Raw genomic sequence first — 20139 nt, 5'->3', positions numbered from 1 at the left:
GATGTGATAGGTTAATAATAGTTTTTTGTAAAAAATACTTTACACAACGTTTGATTTCATGCTATACTATAAGAGAAATAGGGAAGCTATACGCCAAACCTCACAACAAACAGGTTTTTATTTTGAAAAAACACGCCCTTGAATATAATATAAAAATTTCATGGGAGGTGAACAAATGATAACAACCTGGATACTTATATTTATAGGTGTTGTAGTAGGTATCGCAATTCTTAGTTTTTTAATGAAATCCTTTGTCAAACTGATACTTGTTCTTGGCATTATCTATCTTTTATTTCAATTGGGTTTTATATGGAACGCCCAAGATTTACAGTCCAAGCTCCATTTGGATAAGTTTCTAAAACCACAAGTCAGCAAACAAATTGAGACGAATTACAATCAATTTGCACAAAAGCGAGACAGCACAGGAATCCTTGAAACCAACTTGATAAAGAAAGAAATCAATGACAGTATCAACCAAGCGTTAACAAATGCATCCAATCGCATTGAAAATGTCGATAAGAAGAAACTGATTGCGGATTTGAATGCAAAACTAACAAATTTTGATGCCAAATCCGTATCACAAGTGTTGGATAGCTTGAAAGCACAGTTAGCCAAATACCATGTTACGCCACAAGAGGTCATTAGCGGTAAGCCATCAACACCGTAAACATAAAGATAACAGGTCATAGATTATCTTGATTTAAACGAGATATTTTGAAGGAATGAATTTTAAAAGGAAAGATTATCGAACAGGAGAGATACATATGGTTAGTGCTTCACAAAATATCAATCAAAACAAATTACAATATTTAATGCATCCGCAATTAATTCAGGAAACAGCAAACGGTTTTCGAATGATGTTAAAAGGGAACTTTTTTATCCTAATGGGCTTTTATTTTCTCTGCAATCAATATCCTAAAACGATAGCCACACTAGATTTTTCATTTACGGTACTTAGTGTATTGTTTTTTATCTTTATTAAACCAAGAATGATGAAAGGTGAAATCCCTGCGTACTATCGGAGGGATTACCAATCCATTAAGTTTCTTATGTTCTTTATGAAGGTTTTTATTTTAGGTGGCGTGATGCGGTTCCCTATTCTCGCTTTGTTTTATGGGTTAAATCTTTACCTGGTGCGTAATGACACTGTGGAGTGGGAACACTATAAGTCTACTGTGTATGCCATTATAAACAATCCATCAATTAATGCGCTTGCAGTGGGAGCTTTTGCATTAGCAATTTTCATTCTTTTCTACCAGCAACGTTATGCAAGTATTCAAGAGTTCTCAAATGGTGTGGTTGAAATTTTTTCCCGTAATGTCTACAGCGAAGAGGGTGCAGTTAAAGAATTTATCCGCAGAAAAGACCAACAACTTGAACGCAACACTATCGTACAAGTAAAATATGATGGGACAACAACGATGGCTTCGAAAACGAATCCAATGCCGTCTACAAAACCGTATCGGATTACCCCGATGATGGTTCAAACGAATACTACGATGGTTGAAGAACCTACTGCTGTAGAACAAGAAGTCACACAACCCGCTACACCAATCGATGCAACCGTTTCAGTAAGAAGACAAGCGAGACGATGAAAAAGGAGAGTGAAAACTATGCGAACCAAACAATTAACGGAATCGGAACTTTTTAAAAAACTCAACATTTTAATACTCGATTCCAATAAAGACCAGTTAGAGGAAGTTAAAGAAAAAGCGTCACTTCTGGCAAATGTTGAAATTGATAATTCGGGATTTTTCCGAGGAGTGGTTGAATACTTTTATGCTAATCCTAATGAATTAAAAAAGGTGATTCCTTTCATTAAGGAAGCAAAGGGTTACAACATTCTGGCACAATTCACTCAAATGCTAGAGGAAAACAAAACACCTGAAGAAATCGAAAAAGAGCTTGGAATTGGTGCAGACATTGTGAAGAAAGTAAAAAAGAAATATGAATTATAAAAAATGTATGTCGAATCTTTCAAAGTAAGGATTGAAGAATCAGAGTTTTATTTGAAGTATCTATATGCTGAACGGGATGGATATTTGAGTGCGTTGACCTCGTTGATTATACCCATATTTTTTTAATTTGGCTCTACACCATTAGGGGAAAATCACTAGGTATTGTAGCTATTTTCATTACGGCGGTTTACTTCATTCGAGCGGTATATGGTTATCTCAATTTGGTTATGAAAATCAAGAAACAGCAGGCGTTAATCGCTACGTTTCAAAGATGTCTCGAAATCAATCCCAACATGGTGTAATTGGCATACTTCAAAATTTCATGCACGGATAAAAATAACCCCTTACTTCAATGGTAAGGGGAATTTTTATGCTATAATGAGAGAAAAGAGAATATATGTTCGCTATTTATATGTAATGTGGAGGAATTGAACCTTTTATTTTCCGTGTCTCAGTTCGTTTCCTCACGCCTTGACTTGTCTATCTATTATATTCTCTGTATGCAAATCTATAATACCGATAGAGGCTGAATCATGGCTTAGATAAAAAAAGGGGATATTTCTTTATCAACGCATTGGTTAGGAGGAAGAATGAAGGTGAATCAAGTAAAGTTAGTAGGCATAAGCACAGGTGAATTAACCGTTAACCATTCTTTCAGAGGAAAAGAAAATCGAGAGATTGTTGTTTTGGAAACCGAAGTTGAGTATGTTTCTCCCAATCATATTACCAATAGGATTAAGCTGTTGGTTTATAAGGAAAGTGAATTTGCCAGAAAACTAGTAAAGAAAGGACAGTTTTTTGAAATCTTCGGAACCATTCGCTCTTTTAATAAAGATAGTTTTGGGAAACGTATTTGTGAAATCTATGTGCAACCCACTTATATGCGAGAAATATTCCCTACAAGCCAATATAAAAACGAAATTCAACTATCAGGCATTATCTGTGGAAATATAAATTATAAAATCAGACGAAAAGGAAAAAAGGTAGCGGAAACAAAACTTAAAGTAAGAAGAGAAAAGGGGATAAGGAAATTTGATTACATTCCCATTGTTGCTTTTGGTGAGAACGCAAACGTACTTAATAGATTCGAGGATGGAGAAACCATCGATATAACAGGTAGAATTCATTCTCGAAACTTTCTTTTTAACTATGTAGAAAATGGAATCGGTAGAGAAATCAATCGAACCGCCTATGAAGTGGGCGTTCACGATATTGTAGTTCATCAGGATATGCAACACAAGGAACAAATTGTCTATTAATCTAGACGAAATTCATCCAAAAAAGAAAAACCGCTGGAATCCAGCGGTTTCTTTTTTTGTGTTATTTACTTTTGGCTTTTACAAAAGTCATCACATCTCCCATTTTTAAACCCCCAATGTTTACGTGGTTGATGTAGGCATCCAATTGAAGCATGTTACGAACATCTTCGTTCGGTGTTAATTTCGATTGAATTGACCAAGCAGTATCGCCATTTTGAATAACAACCTGCACTTTTTCAAACTTTTGAAGTTCTTTATCATAAGCTGTATTTATCTGAGCTTGTTGTTTATGAACCAAACCTTTTGCAAAACTACACAATGTAAACAGCGCAATCATAATCAAAGATACGATTACGATTCTGCGAATCATCTTTGTTTTTTGATACTTTGTCTCCATTTGTTGTATATACGAAACCTGTTCTTGATATTTGGTTGCGTAATTCACGCTCTGAGTGTAATAAGCTCCTTTTTCCATTATAAAAATCCTCCCTAAGTAAAAAGTCTTCTCTGATAAAAGTTTTAGCTATATAAACCTGTTTTGTTTTTCGTATGTTGTATTCTATTCATGACCAGACTTGTCTATAATTAAAAAAATGAGAGGAAGAGAAAAGGAGCCAAATATTGTGTGAGAGGCAAACCGATTCACGGGATTACATTCATATGGTCGATGATGCTATAATGGAGAAAACAAGAACGGACTAAATAAGATGGGATGACGAAAGTATGTTACCTGAATGGATGCTTGAATTTTTACATCAAAACCCATATCCTTCTTTATCTTTTTTGCCACTTTCTATGCCTAATGGACAAGAAGAATTGGTCTTTTTTTATCAACATGAAAAAGCCTTGTTGAAATCGTTGATTGGAAAAGTAGCCACTACGATTAGTTTTTATGAGGAACAGGATGCCTATGTACTACGGTTAGATTTTTCCCCGATTGAAACCACCGAGGTTAAAACCAACGAAGTCACTGTGACGCAAATTAAGTTCGATTCTCCCTTCGTAGAATGCGAGTTTTTCAAAAATGAGGCGCACATAAAAGCATTAGAGCGTTTGTCTACGCAGGATACATTTTCGGTTATACTGTATGATAAAGAAACGGATTATATCAGCCAGTCCAACATAGATTTTTCAGTAGGAAAACAAGCCCTGAAGACATTTATCGACTCACGAACATCATTCTAGTAGGAGGAATGCAGATGTTGAAAAAGAATTCTATCCCTTGGACGGTTAAGCAAGTTACGAAGATGGCAGAGAACGGTAAAATGAATTTTGATATTGCCATACAGCGAAAGAAAAACATATGGGACAAGCATAGACAATCGCTTCTTATACAAAGTCTCATTATGGGATTTCCGATTCCCCCGTTTTTCGCGAAATTTGAGAATGGCATCTATTATTTCATCGATGGTAAACAAAGAATGTCTTCGATAATCGCCTATTTAAACGATGAATATGCATTATCTGAAAAAACGCCCGATGTCGATGGGGATGAAATCGTTGGTCTTCAGTTCTCAGAGCTTCCAGAAGACTATCAAAAGTCGTTATTAAGTGCGACGCTTATCATCACACGCTTTGAAGATATTACGGATGAAGAAATAGAAGAGATGTTTTTCCGTTTGAACAACGGGGTTCCATTAAAGCCGATTGAAAGCACAAGGGTATTATTAGGTACGGAAAACATGAAAACCGTAGAGACGGTAGCCAACCATGATTTCTTTAAAAAATCCAATATATCCGCCAATCGCTATAATGACCAGGAAGCCGTTTTACATCTTCTGATGCTTACGGGTAACGAAGAAACAGGATTAAGCAGTAAAGAGGTTCGGACGTTTGTAGAGCAACAAAGAGGACGTACCTTTGAGGAATCCTTAATTGAAACAGTGGTCTCAACACTCGACTTTATGGATAGAGCCTTTGACAAGAAACGGAAATATTTAAAGAAAATCCACCTTCCCATGCTTTATCATGTCGTAAAATCTGCACAAGAGAAGAATATTACACCAGAATACTTTGGGCTATGGGCAGATGAATTCTTCAAGAATTTAGATAAGGAAAGCTTGTACTCACAAGCCAGCCAAAGTGGTAGTGCCAAAAAAGAAAATGTACAAAAGAGGTTAGCTGAAATCAATCGAGCTTTTATTGAATCCTTCTCCGCTTACGAGCAAGTGAGCACCATGTAAATTGGAACGGACAAGCACTCATTGAGAGTGCTTTTTTGTTGCCTTCCTTTTTCCTATAGCGTTAGGTTTCAAACTCTATAATACAGCACACGATGGAGGTGATTCGTTCGCCTCTTTTTTATGAAGACAACAAGAAATAGGGTGATATTATTCATACTATTTCATATTAATAAATGAACAAATCATACAGACTGTAACATTTTTTCTCAATAAAAAGGAAAGAGTGTTACGAATAGAATGGTATAACTATTTGGCATTATGTAAAAATAAATTTACGTAAAAATAATAAGGTGATATAATAATTACAGTAAAATAGAGATAAAAAAGTAAGCTGTGAAAGAGAAAGGAGTAGGATAATGCGAAAACTCCTAATCATGCGTGGAGCACCAGGTGTCGGAAAAAGCACCCTGATTAAAAAACACAATATGGAGCATTATACATTAGCCTCTGATACATTTCGAATGATTTTGCAATCGCCTGTTTTAACACTCGACGGTTCTTTTGGTGTGTCGCAGTCATACGGGCGGGAAGACGCTTGGCATTTACTTTATGTAGCATTGGAAAAGCGAATGCAAAATGGTGATTTTGTTATCGTAGATGCGACGCATTCCAAACTTTCCGATATGCTTACATACAAAGCACTAGCGGATAAATATCGTTATAAAATAGTGGTCGTTGATTTTACTTCCATTCCTCTAGAAGTGGCACTCAAACGAAACAGGGAACGAGAAGAGTATAAACGAATCCCAGAGGCACATATTGAAAAATGTTTTATGCGTTTTAAAAGCCAACGTATTCCTGCTGATATGGATGTTGTAGACTATGAACATTTCGACGATGTGTTAACACTGCAACCCATTGATTACTCTTTCTACAAAAAAGTTCATCATATTGGAGATATTCATGGTTCGTATCAAGTGTTAATGGAGTATCTAAAAGATGGAATCAAAGACGATGAACTCTATATCTTCCTGGGTGACTACATTGATAGAGGATTGGAAAATGCCAAAGTTCTGTCGTTTCTTTTATCCATTCGGCATAAGCAAAACGTGGTTTTGTTAGAAGGCAATCACGAAAAATATTTATGGAATTGGGCGAATAACGAAACCGCCCGTTCAAGTGTGTTTGAAACGCAAACACGAATCGAGTTAGAAAAGAATCAGATAAGCCGAAAAGAGGTTCAATGCTTTTGCAGAGGATTAAAAGAGGCGGTTTATTACAGGTATGAAGGAAAAGAAGTGCTGGTGACTCACGGTGGGCTTCCGTCTTTCCCATCAAACCTCAATTGGGTATCGGCTGACCAACTCATTAAAGGTGTCGGTGATTATCAAACCCAAATTGATGAATTTTTTGATAAGAACGAACAAAATACGTTGCACTACCAAATTCACGGACATCGAAATTTCTTTCTTAAACCAACAAATGCATACCAACATAGCTTTAATTTAGAAGGTGCAGTTGAGCGAGGAGGTGAACTACGTTCCGCCGTCTTAACTAAAGAAGGATTTTCTTTTGTATCTCTCAAAAATACCGTGTATAAACCAGTGGAGGAGAAAGCCATATGATTGTCGATGCCATTCCTTTTGTCTTTGAAAAACATAAGAATCAAAAACGTATCGGTGGGGAGCCGTATGCCACTCACCCGATTGCGGTTGCCATGCTGTTGTATGAAAAAGGATTTCGAGGCAATTACTCGCTTGTTGCCATGTTTCATGACCTAAAGGAAGATACCGATGCTACAGATGAAGAAATTCTGTTACACAGCAACCAGGAAGTCTTAACTGCTGTAAATCTGCTGACGAAGTTTAAAGGCTATGTCATGGAAAGTTATATCGAAGGGATTCGAAAAAATAAATTGGCGAAGATGGTAAAGTTAGCGGATAGACTCCATAACTTATTGACCGCAAAAATAGCAAGCGAATCCTTCCGCCGTAAATACATTAAGGAAACGGAAGCCTATTATGTGGAATTGGCAAAGGGTACACCATTCGAAATGGATATCCATGTTGCCTTAGATGAACTAAAGAAAACTGTCGCTTAGAAACTGACCCAATTTGGGTTGGTTTCTTTTTTTGAGTCTTGGATACTCCTTTTGAATAATCTGTTGGGAAAACACTAAAATATAAAAACTTAAAAAGAAGGTGAAACGTTGTATTTTACTTAATAAAGGTTAATCTAATATACATTAGTAAAATTATTTTGTAATAAATAATTGACAATTATTGTACGAAAATGTATATTAAGGTTATCTCATGTTGTTTTGTATCTAACAGGTTTACATACTTTCAAAAGGGAGATAATAAAAAATGGAAAACACAATTACAAAGGTTAAAGTACAAGACTTAAAAGATGGGGAAACAGCGATTATCGTAGGGGAATTCGCTAAACAAGTCAAAAACGCCAGCAACGGTGATTACGATTTTGTTCGAATCAGTGACGGTACAGCTATGGCAACCCAACGGGTATGGCGCAATCTACCGATTAGTCCTGTTATTGCTGAAATTGAAAATGGAGATTATGTTCAGGCGGAAGTGGTTGCCACAAGAAACGGTGAATTTATCAACGTTGATATTAAGTCCATCGGAAAAGTGGAGCGACCTACTGAAACCTATGTGGATATTGAAGGATTGAAGCAAGAATTGCGGGAAGTCTTAAAGGAAATGAAGGATAAAGAGCTTCATGCTCTTCTGATTTCACTGTTCAACCGAGATGACATTAAAGAGGGGTTCTTTAAAGCTCCAGCCACACAAATGAGTGGATATTCCTTTGAGGGTGGTTTACTTGCTAAAACGGTGCGCCTCATTCGTTTGACAAAGGCGGTTGCCCATACATTGGCGGCTTGGAATCATAACATAGATAACTTCGTTTCTAAACTGAATGTGGATTTCCTTGTTACTGCAAGCATCCTTGTAAATATCGGTAAAATTCATGCGTTTAAATTCAATGGACATAAGATTGAGAAAACGCAAGAAGGGGAACTGTTTGAGGATAGCTACTTAACAATGAAAATCGTTCTGCAAGAACTGGATAAAAGTTCACTTCCTGAAGAGCAAAAAATGATGCTCGAACACGTTGTTGGTTCTGCAAAAGGTAGACAAAACTTTGGAGCCTTGTTCATCCCACGTTCACGAGAAGCCGTAGCGTTTCACTTGATTGAATCCTTGGATGTTCAGATGTCAAACTTTGAATATCTTGACCGTCATGCGGGTGCAGAACAGTCCTTTATGAAGTTGTTTGAAAAAACCATGTTTCTTGGAATCTTTGACGAAGAATAGTGGGGAAGAGACGGGTCAATCAATCACTTATAGGGGATGATAATAATGGAAGAAATTCGAACACTTGTAATGATGATGTTTCTTTTATGTGCATTACCTTGTGTAGCCATCTTGTTTTCACGATAAACTTGGTTTAGACCATGATACAAACTTAGGGGAAAGGGAGTCACATCCCTTTCTAAACTTACTTATTTAAACAGTCGTTTAATTATCAAAAAGGAAAAATTTTACTTATTAAGGAGAGAGGTTTACATGAAAAACCCAATTACTACATTTAAGGATGTTAACAATATTGGATTTGATGCAAAGAAGACAGAGGAATTGGTTGCAGGTTTACAAAAAGATGGCGTTTCAGTTGGAATAGAAGACCTATCTTCTTACCTTCGAACACAAGGCTTAATTGTTCAGGAACATATTGGTCGCAAACGCAATTACGTGAAAGTTTCACCTAAGTTGTTTGGCGTCGATTTGACCCAAAAAGGAACCGAAGTGAATGAGTTTTTCAAACAGCACATGCAAATGGGAAAAATCAGCTTCATTCCTGAAGAGTACGAAGCCAAGCTCGTTAAAATTGACAACGGTGTACGGATGAATCGGAAACGTAATGCCATCGGATATGATTACAAGTTTATGACACTGGATTCCTACAACACATTCGTTGAATTTGTAGAGACCAAAAAGAAAGAGTACTTTGAAACAAGAGATGAAATCTTAGCGAAATGGGACTTCCTCATTGAACGTTTCAAAGAGCTTCTCAAAAATACGCTTGATGACCTTCAAGCGATTGACAAGGATAAAGTGTTTCAGACCATCATGTCCAGGATTCCTTCTAAAACGGAATATGCCGACAGTTTTTACATGACGGTTGGAGCAAAAGCCTTCCCTGTAACGGAAAACTTAGATATGTTCTCAAAAGACATACAAGACCAAATAAAGGATGGCTTAAATCAGGATACGGTTTCTACGCTCTATGAAATTGTAGGAAACACACTAAATGATGCATTTGAAAACATCAATAAGGTGCTTGTTGCGATTCAAAAGAATCAAAAACCAGGTAGCAAACCTTTGACAGCCGTTAAAAGTTCTGCCAAACGGATTGGGCAAAAGAACATCTTTAACAATCCGAAAATCGAAGACATTCGAAAATCAATGTTAGCCATGCTGGAATTCAGCCCTAATTATGATTTCATGTCAGAAGAAGGCGAGATTATCACGGCTGTGATTTATGGATATGCGAAAGAATTAGAAATTGAACACACGATTAACTTGCAATCCAGTCCATTATCGGAAGAAGAACTTCTGGAAATGTATGATTCTCTAGAAGGTACGACGTTTGAGACAGAGAGTGGACGAAAAGTTTCACTGAATAAAATGTCAGCTTAAAGCATGAGAACCCCTTTTATTGTAAAAGGGGTTCTTTTTGTATTCAAACAGGCTTCACCTCTCATGATGGAATCATTATTTAATCAAACCATTATCATAATAAAAAAGAGAGAGGTGACTGTTTTGGAAAAAAATATTTCTTTCATTCGAAAAGAATTCTTTGAATGGGTTCGTTTGTTAGTAGACACAAAACTGATGAAAAGTGACACCGTTTCGATGGGAAACTTGGCGTTGTTTATTGATTATTTTTATCCACGTAAAGTGTGGAGTGAACATAAAAAAACAGTATGGAATTGGATTAAAGAACGAGATAAAAACAAGCTGTATCTCTTTTTATCTGAACATCTTGTAGATATTGCAAGAAAACAAGGATTAAGCAATAACCTTAACTTTAAGATTAACAAAATTAGAATGGCATATAACCGAAAGAGTATTCGTTATTTCGATATCGTCCTAGATAGTTATGAGTTCCCAGAATGGTTTCAACCCATTCAAAAATACCACGAATTATCCAGTAAAGAGGAAGTGTTTCATAAGTTGTCAGAGAAATTAAACAAGCGTTTAGATATGGCTTTTTTGGTTAAAAACGAAGAAAAGCTAAACGTTGTCTATTTCATTGACAGATTTTATGGGCATCCAGAATATCTTCCTGTATTTACGGAGTTGGACGAGAAGCTGGAAAACGATACGGTAAATGAAATCTGTTATTATATTGCCACCAATATATTTAGACCGTACTACCCTGAATTAACGAAGGCTGGTTTAGTTGAAGAACAGAAAATGGCGTTAAAAAAGATGAAGGAATATAAAAAAAGGTATTTAAATAGCCAGTTGCAAACCATCGATTTACTTTCCAAACGGGCTAAAAATGACATGCGTATGGCTAAAGAGGGTCAGACACACTAAATGTAAAATATAATTAACCAAAAATACAATATAAGATATAATATTAGTACAAAAATATAAGCCTAAGAAAGGGAAACGATAAAATACATGGTTAGTTTTTTATTTTCAAAAAAAGCAAAACTGGATACACCCACTCAGATAAAAAAGACCCTAGAAAAAGAAATAAAAAGAAGAGATAAACTGCAAGGTCTCGTAGATTCCCTTAAATCAAGGCTGGACGAGAAGGGGAATTGGTATAAAGAGGTGTATGCTGTTAAAATTAGGCTCTTCGGAATAGTTGGTTGTTTTAAAGATTTGTAGTTTCAATGTAATCGGTTATAAAATCGGATTAATTGGTTGCTGTCTTATCTAATTAATGGTAATATATTCTTAATGACATAAAGAGGGTGATTGATATTGAACTCAAATCAATTTACTGAACGAATGAAGATGATTTATAGATACTTTAATAATCAGCATAAATGGAAAAGAAATGAAGAAGGAGAACTTAATTACTATAAAGGCAAGAAAAATTTGAAAGAACTAAAATTCATAGTAAATGTCATTTTTGATGAAGAATTTGAAGTAATGAAAGAGTCCTTTTTTCTCAATAATGAAGATTCAATAATTGGTGGAACTTTGATAGGTAAAATATATGTAGATGCAGATTTTAATGGAATGAATCAAGGAACAGGTGGTTCATGGTTATTCGTTCAATTCACATTATGTGAAACTGCATATTTTACAAATCAAAGTCAGACCTTCGAGCGTCTTGAAGAAACTATTTAATGTCGTAGTTCGATGGGGAGGAAAATTTGTTGAGGGAAACAAAAAAAATACACTTTAAATATCAACCATTAGCAATAGTTAGAGAGTTAATGAAAATATTTATTGAACAATATTTGGATACTGATGAAGGAAAAAAGGAAACTGATGCTCGCAGATTTGCTAATTTCGAGTTTTTGAAAACAATGATAGATGATGAATTAAACTCTATCCTATATGAATTTGTGAAAAAAGAATGCTATGAAGAAATTACATTTACAGATTATGAACATGACTTTATATCAATATTTGAAATAGTACATGGGTCACAAAGGTTTCGTGATTTAGAAAATGACTATATTAAAAAAGGTCATGCTGGTTTGGGAGTATTTGATGAAAAAACTCAAAAATTTTACCCATGTGATTTAGGAGAACACTGGCACACGATTAGATTAGTGATTAAAGAACATTATTCCCATCTTTACGAAGCATTCAGAAAGCTAATTCGTGTTAAAGATAAAAATGAATTTGATGGGATTACAAGAAAAGAATTAGACGAATTTATAATGTCTAACTTTTTGCTAATAAGTGAGTCAAAGGCATTAGTAGATTATTTATAGTGTTATTGCTACAGACATAGTTTAGAGAGGAACGCATCTCAATGGACATTCTTAACTTATCTAATATCCAAGTTACCAAAATACAAGAAAATGAACATGATTATGCTATATCAGCGGTGCGACCAACACCGCCTTTATTTTGCCCAGAATGTGGTTTTTCTGATTTAAAGAAATTCGGAAAGAAACAAAAATTATATATGGATTTACCTATTCACGCAAAACGTGTAGGTATTTTTATGGAACAACAACGCTTCCAATGTCGAAGCTGTCAATCTACCTTCCGAGAACAATATGAAGATGTAATGGATGAACGAAGGTTTATGACAAAGAGATTGGTAGATTTTATTGAAAAGCAATCATTAAAACGTACATTCGTTTCCCTTTCAGAAGAATTGGGTGTTGATGAAAAAACCATCCGTTCTATCTTTCGAGAGTACGTTAATCGCTTAGAAGAACAAGTCAGAATAGAAACACCTCAATGGTTAGGAATTGATGAAATTCACATATTAAGTAAGGCGAGATGTGTTATCACAAACATAGAGCAACGTACCTTAGTTGATATGCTTACTAATCGTAATAAGGAAACTGTTATTCGTTATCTACACCATTTAGAGAATAAGAAGCGTATTCGTTATGTGACAATGGATATGTGGAATCCCTATCGTGATGCTGTTAAAGAAGTCTTACCACAAGCTAAAATCATAGTCGATAAGTTTCACGTTGTTAGAATGGCTAATGATTGCTTAGAGACAGTTAGGAAGCAATTACGAGCCGATTTAACACAAAAACAAAGGCGACAACTTATGCACGATAGATTTGTCCTCTTAAAGCGAAATCACGACCTTACCGAGCGTGAAATACTCTTATTAGAAGTATGGTCAACACAATACCCTATTCTACAACAAGTCTATGACCTCAAAGAAGGTTTTTATAAGGTTTGGGATAGTGAATCAAAGACAATGGCAAAAGTACGATTAGAAGAATGGAAAAAGGGTATTACAAGCGAATTAAAAGATGCTTTTCTGCCACTCACCAAAGCATTAAAAAATTGGGAGGATGAAATATTTGCCTATTTTGACCATCCTATTACCAACGCTTATACAGAGTCTTTAAACAGCCTTATTCGTGTTATTAATCGTTTGGGTAGAGGATATTCCTTTGAAGCATTACGAGCCAAGATACTCCTTACGGAGGGTGTGAAAAAGAAAACCAAACCATCCTACAACAGGCAAGCCTTTGTGGAATCGAGGATGTTAAAGATGATGGAAGCACCTTTGTTCTATAACTCAATTTCCAATTATGAAAGTCCGAAAGATTTTGGTGTGGACTTGGAAAAATTGGTTCAATGGATTGAAGAAGATAAACTATAAAACAACCATCTACTAAAATAAAAATGGGGAGATTATTTCCCCCCTATTGAACGCTATACAAAACTGTTGCAACAAAAACAACAGAATTTAGTGTCCGTATAATAAAGGGGGCTGTTATGCTCCCTATTATTATATGTATCAATGGAAATGCTGGTAAAATAAAATTTACAATTAAATATTTATGTTATATTATTAAATTATAATATGCATATACATACGAAGTACCTGAGCAAAGAGTACCAGTGATTTAACATGTTTTGCGAGAAGTCCCCTTCCTCTATAGGTGGGGGATGAATCGCTTTTCTTTTTTCTTGTATAATAATAGAAATTCATACAAAAGGAGGTGAATCATCCCTATGTATCGAGGGCAAAAGATTTATTTTTCTGCTTCTCCAAGTACTATTCAGCAATTGTTTGAGTGTAACCGTATTTCTGCTGAGATTTGGAATGATTGTCTTGTGGAAGCAAAAAATTATTTCCTTACTCACAAAAAATGGATAGCAAAATCAGAACTCCAAAAACATCTTAAAGGGAAATATCGTCTTCATAGTCAGAGCATTCAAGCGGTGGCTCATAAATATTTGGATGCCAGAGAGAGTACCCACAAAGCCATTCAAAAAGGAATTAAAACGGCTCGATATCCTCATAAAATGAAGAATCATTTCAATACGAAATGGGTAGATAAAGCTTTTTCCATTTCAGATAACGGCACGATTTCGTTGTCATTAGGGATATTCCACGGGAAACGTGTTCCTCCCTTGGTATTACATGCCAAACACCTTCCTAAAGGCGATATCAAAGAAATCGAACTTTGCTATGATAATGGACTCTATTTATCTGTTTCTTACGAAGATGGACAAGAGGAACAACCTTATGAAAAAGGTTTTTCTTGTGCCGTAGATATGGGAGAAATCCATACCATCGCTTCGTTTTGTGAAAATGGAGAAAGCCTTCTGGTGTCAGGTCGTAAGATGCGAAGTCTGCACCGTTTGCGTAATAAAAAAATAGGCGAACTCCAAAAACGTCAAAGTCATTGTAAAAAAGGTTCTCGCCAATGGAAAAAGTACCAACGAGCAAAACGGTACATTCTTTCCAAAAGCGAACATCAATTGCGAGATGCCTTACACAAAACCACCAAAGCGTTTGTGGATTGGTGTATCCAACAGAAGATTTCCGATATCTATGTCGGCAATCCTGAAGGGGTACAACGAAATACCAGGAAAAAGAAACGCAAAAAGACCAATCAGAAACTATCTAATTGGAGTTTTGGCAAAACCAAAGAGTATTTGAAATACAAGGGAAATACTCAAGGAATTAAAGTTTTCTTTGTAAGTGAAGCCTATAGCAGTCAAACATGTCCTGTTTGTAAACGAAAAAAGAAAGTGTCCACTCGAAATTATCGTTGTCACTGTGGGTATACCTCTCACCGAGATATTCACGGAGCCAAAAATATATTGAGTGAATCATTACGAGGTTCATTTGAACCTTGGGAAGTGGAAGCTCTTCCCACGTATCTACGACCCGCATAGTTGGGGAGTAGTAGAAGGTGCGAATCCACCCATCGAAAGATGTTGCTTCTTATAGAGACGAGAAGAATCTCTTTCTTCGTGAAAGCAAAAGACCGAAGGTCTTTTAGGAACTTCTTGACTTGAAAGAGAAGAAACCCCAACTTCAAGCTTTGCTAAGTGGTGGGAGATTCATAATAAATTAGGGTTTAACAAAAGCCTGGAATAGAGAATGGAGAATGAACTCATGAGCGAAAAAACAGAATCCCTCTTTCACTCGATTAAAAGCCCACTGCGAAAAAAGGATTTGCTACCGTTACGTGAAGATACCTTTGCTCGTATCAAGAGTATGAGAGGGTTAATTGAAAGTTATGAAGAGATAAGACACATGCTAAAAGAGGAAGGATTGTCTCCTGATAAGGTTTATATCTCTAAATCTGGACTATTCCCTTATTGGTATATTGATGGTGACGCTTATGTTCCCGTTCCAGAACTAAGGAAACAAGTCATTCAGGAATTTCGTGTGCAAGAAACTGCAGAACAGCAGAAACATTCGTTGAAAAAACTTTGGGATAATGGGCAATACGAACAGTTTTATGCTGTTATCCATGCTCAATTTGCTTTTGACCATTATCTAACCCATCTTGATGACATTCCAACAGAACAACGATATAACGTATTCCGTTCACGCTACATAAAGAGTGAATATGGTTTTCAAGATATTGATAAGTCCATTATTCGTGGACTTTTTGCGTCTAATCCCGATAGGTTATTTACAAAAGATTTGTTAACGGATGAAAATGGTTATGTAACCGTCTATCGTGGGGTAGAAGACCTTTCTGCAGACGTAACACAGGCGTATTCATGGACGCTGGACTTCGATGTAGCGACAAAGTTTGCTGTGCGATTCAATTCAGAAGAGAGTAAAATCTACCAAGCGCAGGTTCATATTGACCATGTCGTGGATTACATTCGGAGAAGGGATGAAGAAGAAATCCTTGTACTTCCTGAACATGTAGAAAATATTCACGATATGGGTTTCTATAACCTAGATAAAGAGTTAATCGAAGAACTAAAAAAAGCGGGATATATTGATATGTATCAAGATTTCGCTTTCCGCCAACTTAAATCCAGTTGGTTTCATAAACCAGAAGGCATTCATGGCAAGCGTCATATCAAACGGGTTTTGTTCCATGCCTTATTGATGTCTTACCTGGATAGTTTAAGTACATCTGATACACGAATCTTAGCTTATGCCTCCCTTTGGCATGATATCGGACGTACACATGATTATGAAGATGAAGGGCATGGAATGAAGAGTGTCTTAAAAATGGAGAAGCTCAACTTGAAAGGGAAGGGTCTTACTGATGAAGACCTTGAAATTGTCAAATTCATTATGATTTATCATGCGATTCGGGATGAAGTAGGATTACGTAAAATCCATCAGATGAAAAAAATCAAGGACAAAGACCGAGCCATTGATTTGTTTTTACGATTTAAGGACTGTGATTCCAATGACCGCGTGCGACTTGGAGATTTGGACATCCGTTATCTACGGACGGAAACAGGGAAAAAACAACTGTTAGTCGCTTATCAACTTTTACAAAATTTAGAGTAAAAATAGAGAACAAAACCTGTCTCGAATTGAGATGGGTTTTTCTTTTTGTCTTGACAATAAAAGATATAAGATATATCATATATATATGTAAATGTAAAAAATAATTTACAAAAACATAATATGATAACGAAAAAAGACTTGATTGCGATTATGGATGGGTTTCCGATGATACGGAAATATTGATAGACGGTAAAAAAATACAGGATACAGCAGAAGAATTTGAAAAAAAATAATCTCCACGCTAAAAAGAGATAGATACTAAAAAGCAAGAGAGCAGAGAGGAAGACGTAAGATAAGATGAATACATCGTGGGTACAATTATTAGGATTAAGTTTAATCGAAATGCTTTATTTAGTCGGAGCATTAATCGGGGTTGGGTTTTTGTTAGGGGAACTAGAAAAAAGGTCAAATGCGTATTTAGGTCGAGCTTTTGGACAAAAGGCGATACTTGCTACCGCTTGGATAGGAACCCCAATTCATGAAAATGGACATTTATTCCAGTGTTTCGTATGGCGGCATCGGGTAACAAAAGTGCGCTGGTTGCAACTAAATGACCCGAATGGGGTTTTGGGATTTGTGGAGCATTCCTACAATCGGTTGAGCCTATATCAACGTGTGGGCAACTTCTTCATTGGAATAGGTCCCATCTTTAGTGGGATTGCATCTCTAATTCTCTGCATGTATCTCCTGGTTCCTCATTCTTATGAAACATTTAAGAACTTATTGGTATATCATGTGACATCAGAAGCAATAAATCTCAACTTCTTAAAAATGTTAGGTGTATCAATGATGGCAATCGCAAAGAGCTTGTTTACCGTCCACAATTTGATGAACCCACTCTTTTGGTTGTTTATCTATCTTGCCGTTTGTATTTCGTCTCATATTGCATTGAGCAAGGCGGATATTAAAGGAGCGACGGGTGGACTTATCACGATTTACATCCTGATTGTGTTGTTTAATTTGGTTGCCACTCAACTTCATCTCAACAGTTACAACTTAATTGTCAGTATCAGTACATATAATGCTTATGTATTGGCTTTTTCAAGCATAGCGGTTTTATTTTCGTTCATAACCTTTGTGATTAGCTTTGTTCTGTATCAAGTGAAAATGCGATGATAAAAAGGAGAATGGAACATGGGTATTGATGTCGAAACGTTAGCTTCTGTCATGGAGCACATACGTGAAAGTAATTACGCAAAATCCAAACAAGTGAAACAGTTTGTAGAGGATGTCCTTGAACATTTTGGGGAAAAACGGCAGGGTTCGTAGGTACATGAAAGGGCTAATTGTAAAATTACCCTGGATAGACCTGATTTTAGAGGGGAAGAAGCCTTGGGAAATACGAGGTTCACACACAACCATTCGAGGAAAGATTGCGTTGATTAAGAGCGGTACAGGTTGTGTATGGGGTACAGTAGAGGTGTTGGACAGCAGGCGTTTAACAGAAGAGGAATACCAACACAGTGAGCATCTCCACTGTATCCCTAATACCGATATAAACCCGTTACCGTACAAAAGGATTCACGCTTGGGTGTTAGGCAATCCACAACCCTTTAAGGAGCCTCTGCCGTACCAACACCCGCTAGGAGCCGTGATATGGGTTAATCTATCTTAATATGGAAGAGATAAAGAGCAAATAAAAGACGTAGGAGGTCTCCTCCCACGCCTTTTTTTGTTTATTTAGAGCCTACCGTTTCTATTTAGCTTTTTTCTTATAGGATTTTCGCTCAAAGGGACGGACAAATGTTTCACCTTCACGCAGAACGAAATGATACTCTTTGGCGAGCGCCATCGCTTCTTCAGAGGCTTTCCAGCCTTCAGGAAGTCGTCTGATTTGAGGGTTCATATGCGTGATAGACTCTTGATACTTTTGTTTATCAAACAGTCTAAAATTTTGTCCTGTTCCTTTGCCACTTTTCTCATTTTCGCTTTCCTCTTCATATAGAAATTCGACGGAAGGGAGCGGTTTTAAGGATAGGAGGGGAACCTCATTTTTTAAATACAACCGTTTTCCAATCCCTAATTCTTTTAGGCTTTCACTGATGTCAGTTGTCAGATAACAATAATTCTCCAATATGAAATTCTCCATATCAAGATGAATCATTTCACCCATTTTTTGTCTCGTATCCTTCCAAGGTGAAAAGAATAATTCCAACTTATTATCGTAGAATCCTGAGAACTCTTTACCATCTGTGGCGGTTACTTTATAAAGAAGCACAATGCGATTATCGGTAAAGACTTCCTGGTAAAAAATCTCTTGGATTTCTCCGCAGTTCTGATAAATCGATTTGACTCCTTTTTTGGGGAGAAAATACCGTTTTTCTTTTAAGAGTTGTTTATAGATATCCGTCGGATAAGCACTGTCTGGGCTTGAAATTCCCTGCGACACCAAATATAAACTGTTCGGGTTAATTTGGATAGTGTCTTCGTTTATAAAATAAGCCATGACGAGAATCATGTTCGTCAGCAAATGGTCACTAGTTTGGTAAAACATAAATTGCTGTTCATTTTTTATGTTATAGCCAAGTTTATTCAGGCGTTTATATACGTCTTCTGGTTTCATCTTCTTGTCCATCTGTTCATATAGCGACATCATCACGGTATCTAAGTAAGGGAACGGTTCATTTCTTGCCATTGGTTTTCCGTTCTTGTCCAATCCGTACACAAGTTTAGGGTGTGAAACAAAATAATTCATTTGCTGAAAGAGAATGTCATAATAGGCATATAAAGCCTCTGGTACATCCACCGTTATATCAGATTGTTTTGCGGAAAGTGAAGAGTATACAAAGTAACAAAATGAAAAGAACTCCTCAAACAATTGGTTTTTCTTAATGTAACGAGCCGTTTCGGAATAGAAGTCGTGTAGATTGTTTTTAAATTCTTCGGGGTTTTCTACAGCTAGAATCAACTGCGATTCATATTTTCGGGTTAATTCCTTTGCTACTGGATTATCCGTGTGAATAAAGATATTAGACAAGAGAGAACTCAAATCCATGTTGGTTACTCGTTCGAGTATCATTTCAACCGTGCCTCTTGTCCGATTCTTCCTTATCTTGGCTTCAGTCAATATGTTTTTCTTCACCTTTATACCCCCGTCATATCATGACAATGTAAAAAATAATTTACCACTCTTGTCCTTTCTAGTATAGCAATCGATAATCAAATGTCAATTAGTAGTCCAGTTTTCACCGTTTTTAGGTGAGGGACCTTATATGTTTAAATGTAAAATAAAATTTACTAAATGGTTTTAGTGTGTTATCATAGAACTATAAAAAAGTAGCTTCTAAATGGGCTTACAGATTTTCCGAACGAGAAAGG

22 protein-coding genes are annotated in these 20139 nt (G+C 36.3%); 20 read left to right on the top strand and 2 right to left on the bottom strand.

Going from position 1 to position 20139, the window contains the following annotated elements; translation table 11 throughout:
- Positions 1-175: 175 nt before the first annotated feature.
- The 4 genes from PP175_RS26905 to PP175_RS26890 all read left to right on the top strand — a co-directional run bounded on the left by PP175_RS26905 (position 176) and on the right by PP175_RS26890 (position 3217).
- Complete coding sequence (locus PP175_RS26905) at positions 176-667, top strand: hypothetical protein (protein ID WP_272444163.1); 492 nt, start codon at positions 176-178, stop codon at positions 665-667.
- Between the two features lie 97 nt (positions 668-764).
- Complete coding sequence (locus PP175_RS26900; RefSeq protein WP_272444162.1) at positions 765-1595, top strand: hypothetical protein; 831 nt, start codon at positions 765-767, stop codon at positions 1593-1595.
- Positions 1596-1613: 18 nt separating this feature from the next.
- Positions 1614-1958: a hypothetical protein gene (locus PP175_RS26895; RefSeq protein WP_272444161.1), complete on the top strand. Its 345-nt coding sequence runs from the start codon at positions 1614-1616 to the stop codon at positions 1956-1958.
- A gap of 596 nt (positions 1959-2554) precedes the next feature.
- Complete coding sequence (locus PP175_RS26890) at positions 2555-3217, top strand: single-stranded DNA-binding protein (protein WP_272444160.1); 663 nt, start codon at positions 2555-2557, stop codon at positions 3215-3217.
- A gap of 61 nt (positions 3218-3278) precedes the next feature.
- Here PP175_RS26890 and PP175_RS26885 read toward each other — a convergent pair whose 3' ends face one another.
- Complete coding sequence (locus tag PP175_RS26885; RefSeq protein ID WP_272444159.1) at positions 3279-3692, bottom strand: hypothetical protein; 414 nt, start codon at positions 3690-3692, stop codon at positions 3279-3281.
- A gap of 248 nt (positions 3693-3940) precedes the next feature.
- Here PP175_RS26885 and PP175_RS26880 point away from each other — a divergent pair, with 248 nt between their 5' ends.
- The 16 genes from PP175_RS26880 to PP175_RS26805 all read left to right on the top strand — a co-directional run bounded on the left by PP175_RS26880 (position 3941) and on the right by PP175_RS26805 (position 18436).
- On the top strand, positions 3941-4402 hold the full coding sequence (locus tag PP175_RS26880) for a hypothetical protein (protein WP_272444158.1): 462 nt from the start codon (positions 3941-3943) through the stop codon (positions 4400-4402).
- Between the two features lie 14 nt (positions 4403-4416).
- Complete coding sequence (locus PP175_RS26875) at positions 4417-5400, top strand: DUF262 domain-containing protein (RefSeq protein WP_272444157.1); 984 nt, start codon at positions 4417-4419, stop codon at positions 5398-5400.
- Positions 5401-5756: 356 nt separating this feature from the next.
- Positions 5757-6965 (top strand): serine/threonine protein phosphatase, encoded by a 1209-nt coding sequence (locus tag PP175_RS26870; RefSeq protein WP_272444156.1) that lies wholly within the window; start codon positions 5757-5759, stop codon positions 6963-6965.
- Entirely contained in the window at positions 6962-7441 is a 480-nt protein-coding gene (locus PP175_RS26865) for an HD domain-containing protein (protein ID WP_272444155.1), read from the top strand. The genes PP175_RS26870 and PP175_RS26865 overlap by 4 nt, the downstream gene beginning before the upstream one ends.
- Positions 7442-7706: 265 nt before the next feature.
- Entirely contained in the window at positions 7707-8675 is a 969-nt protein-coding gene (locus tag PP175_RS26860; RefSeq protein WP_272444154.1) for a metal-dependent phosphohydrolase, read from the top strand.
- A gap of 252 nt (positions 8676-8927) precedes the next feature.
- Positions 8928-10058 carry a hypothetical protein gene (locus PP175_RS26855; RefSeq protein ID WP_272444153.1) on the top strand — a complete coding sequence of 377 codons (1131 nt, stop codon included), beginning with the start codon at positions 8928-8930 and terminating at the stop codon, positions 10056-10058.
- Between the two features lie 123 nt (positions 10059-10181).
- Complete coding sequence (locus tag PP175_RS26850; RefSeq protein ID WP_272444152.1) at positions 10182-10964, top strand: hypothetical protein; 783 nt, start codon at positions 10182-10184, stop codon at positions 10962-10964.
- Positions 10965-11051: 87 nt separating this feature from the next.
- On the top strand, positions 11052-11264 hold the full coding sequence (locus tag PP175_RS26845) for a hypothetical protein (RefSeq protein ID WP_272444151.1): 213 nt from the start codon (positions 11052-11054) through the stop codon (positions 11262-11264).
- Positions 11265-11360: 96 nt separating this feature from the next.
- Positions 11361-11732, top strand: a complete 372-nt coding sequence (locus PP175_RS26840; RefSeq protein ID WP_272444150.1) for a hypothetical protein — start codon at positions 11361-11363, stop codon at positions 11730-11732.
- A 29-nt stretch (positions 11733-11761) separates the two neighbouring features.
- Positions 11762-12328, top strand: coding sequence for a hypothetical protein (locus PP175_RS26835; RefSeq protein ID WP_272444149.1), 567 nt, complete (start codon positions 11762-11764; stop codon positions 12326-12328).
- 41 nt (positions 12329-12369) lie between these two features.
- On the top strand, positions 12370-13698 hold the full coding sequence (locus PP175_RS26830; protein ID WP_272444148.1) for an ISL3 family transposase: 1329 nt from the start codon (positions 12370-12372) through the stop codon (positions 13696-13698).
- A 356-nt stretch (positions 13699-14054) separates the two neighbouring features.
- Positions 14055-15227 (top strand): RNA-guided endonuclease InsQ/TnpB family protein, encoded by a 1173-nt coding sequence (locus tag PP175_RS26825; RefSeq protein ID WP_272444147.1) that lies wholly within the window; start codon positions 14055-14057, stop codon positions 15225-15227.
- Between the two features lie 223 nt (positions 15228-15450).
- A complete protein-coding gene (locus tag PP175_RS26820) occupies positions 15451-16821 on the top strand; it encodes a hypothetical protein (protein WP_272444146.1) in 1371 nt (456 codons plus the stop codon).
- Between the two features lie 297 nt (positions 16822-17118).
- Positions 17119-17937 carry a hypothetical protein gene (locus PP175_RS26815; RefSeq protein WP_272444145.1) on the top strand — a complete coding sequence of 273 codons (819 nt, stop codon included), beginning with the start codon at positions 17119-17121 and terminating at the stop codon, positions 17935-17937.
- Between the two features lie 18 nt (positions 17938-17955).
- On the top strand, positions 17956-18090 hold the full coding sequence (locus tag PP175_RS26810; protein WP_272444144.1) for a hypothetical protein: 135 nt from the start codon (positions 17956-17958) through the stop codon (positions 18088-18090).
- Between the two features lie 4 nt (positions 18091-18094).
- Entirely contained in the window at positions 18095-18436 is a 342-nt protein-coding gene (locus PP175_RS26805; protein WP_272444143.1) for an ASCH domain-containing protein, read from the top strand.
- Positions 18437-18517: 81 nt separating this feature from the next.
- Here PP175_RS26805 and PP175_RS26800 read toward each other — a convergent pair whose 3' ends face one another.
- Entirely contained in the window at positions 18518-19903 is a 1386-nt protein-coding gene (locus PP175_RS26800; protein WP_272444142.1) for a hypothetical protein, read from the bottom strand.
- Positions 19904-20139 lie beyond the last annotated feature (236 nt).

Source organism: Aneurinibacillus sp. Ricciae_BoGa-3 (genome assembly GCF_028421645.1).
Classification (GTDB): Bacteria; Bacillota; Bacilli; order Aneurinibacillales; family Aneurinibacillaceae; genus Aneurinibacillus_B.
Note: the sequence above shows the minus strand (reverse complement) of the source record. Positions and strands in the feature narration are given on the sequence as shown.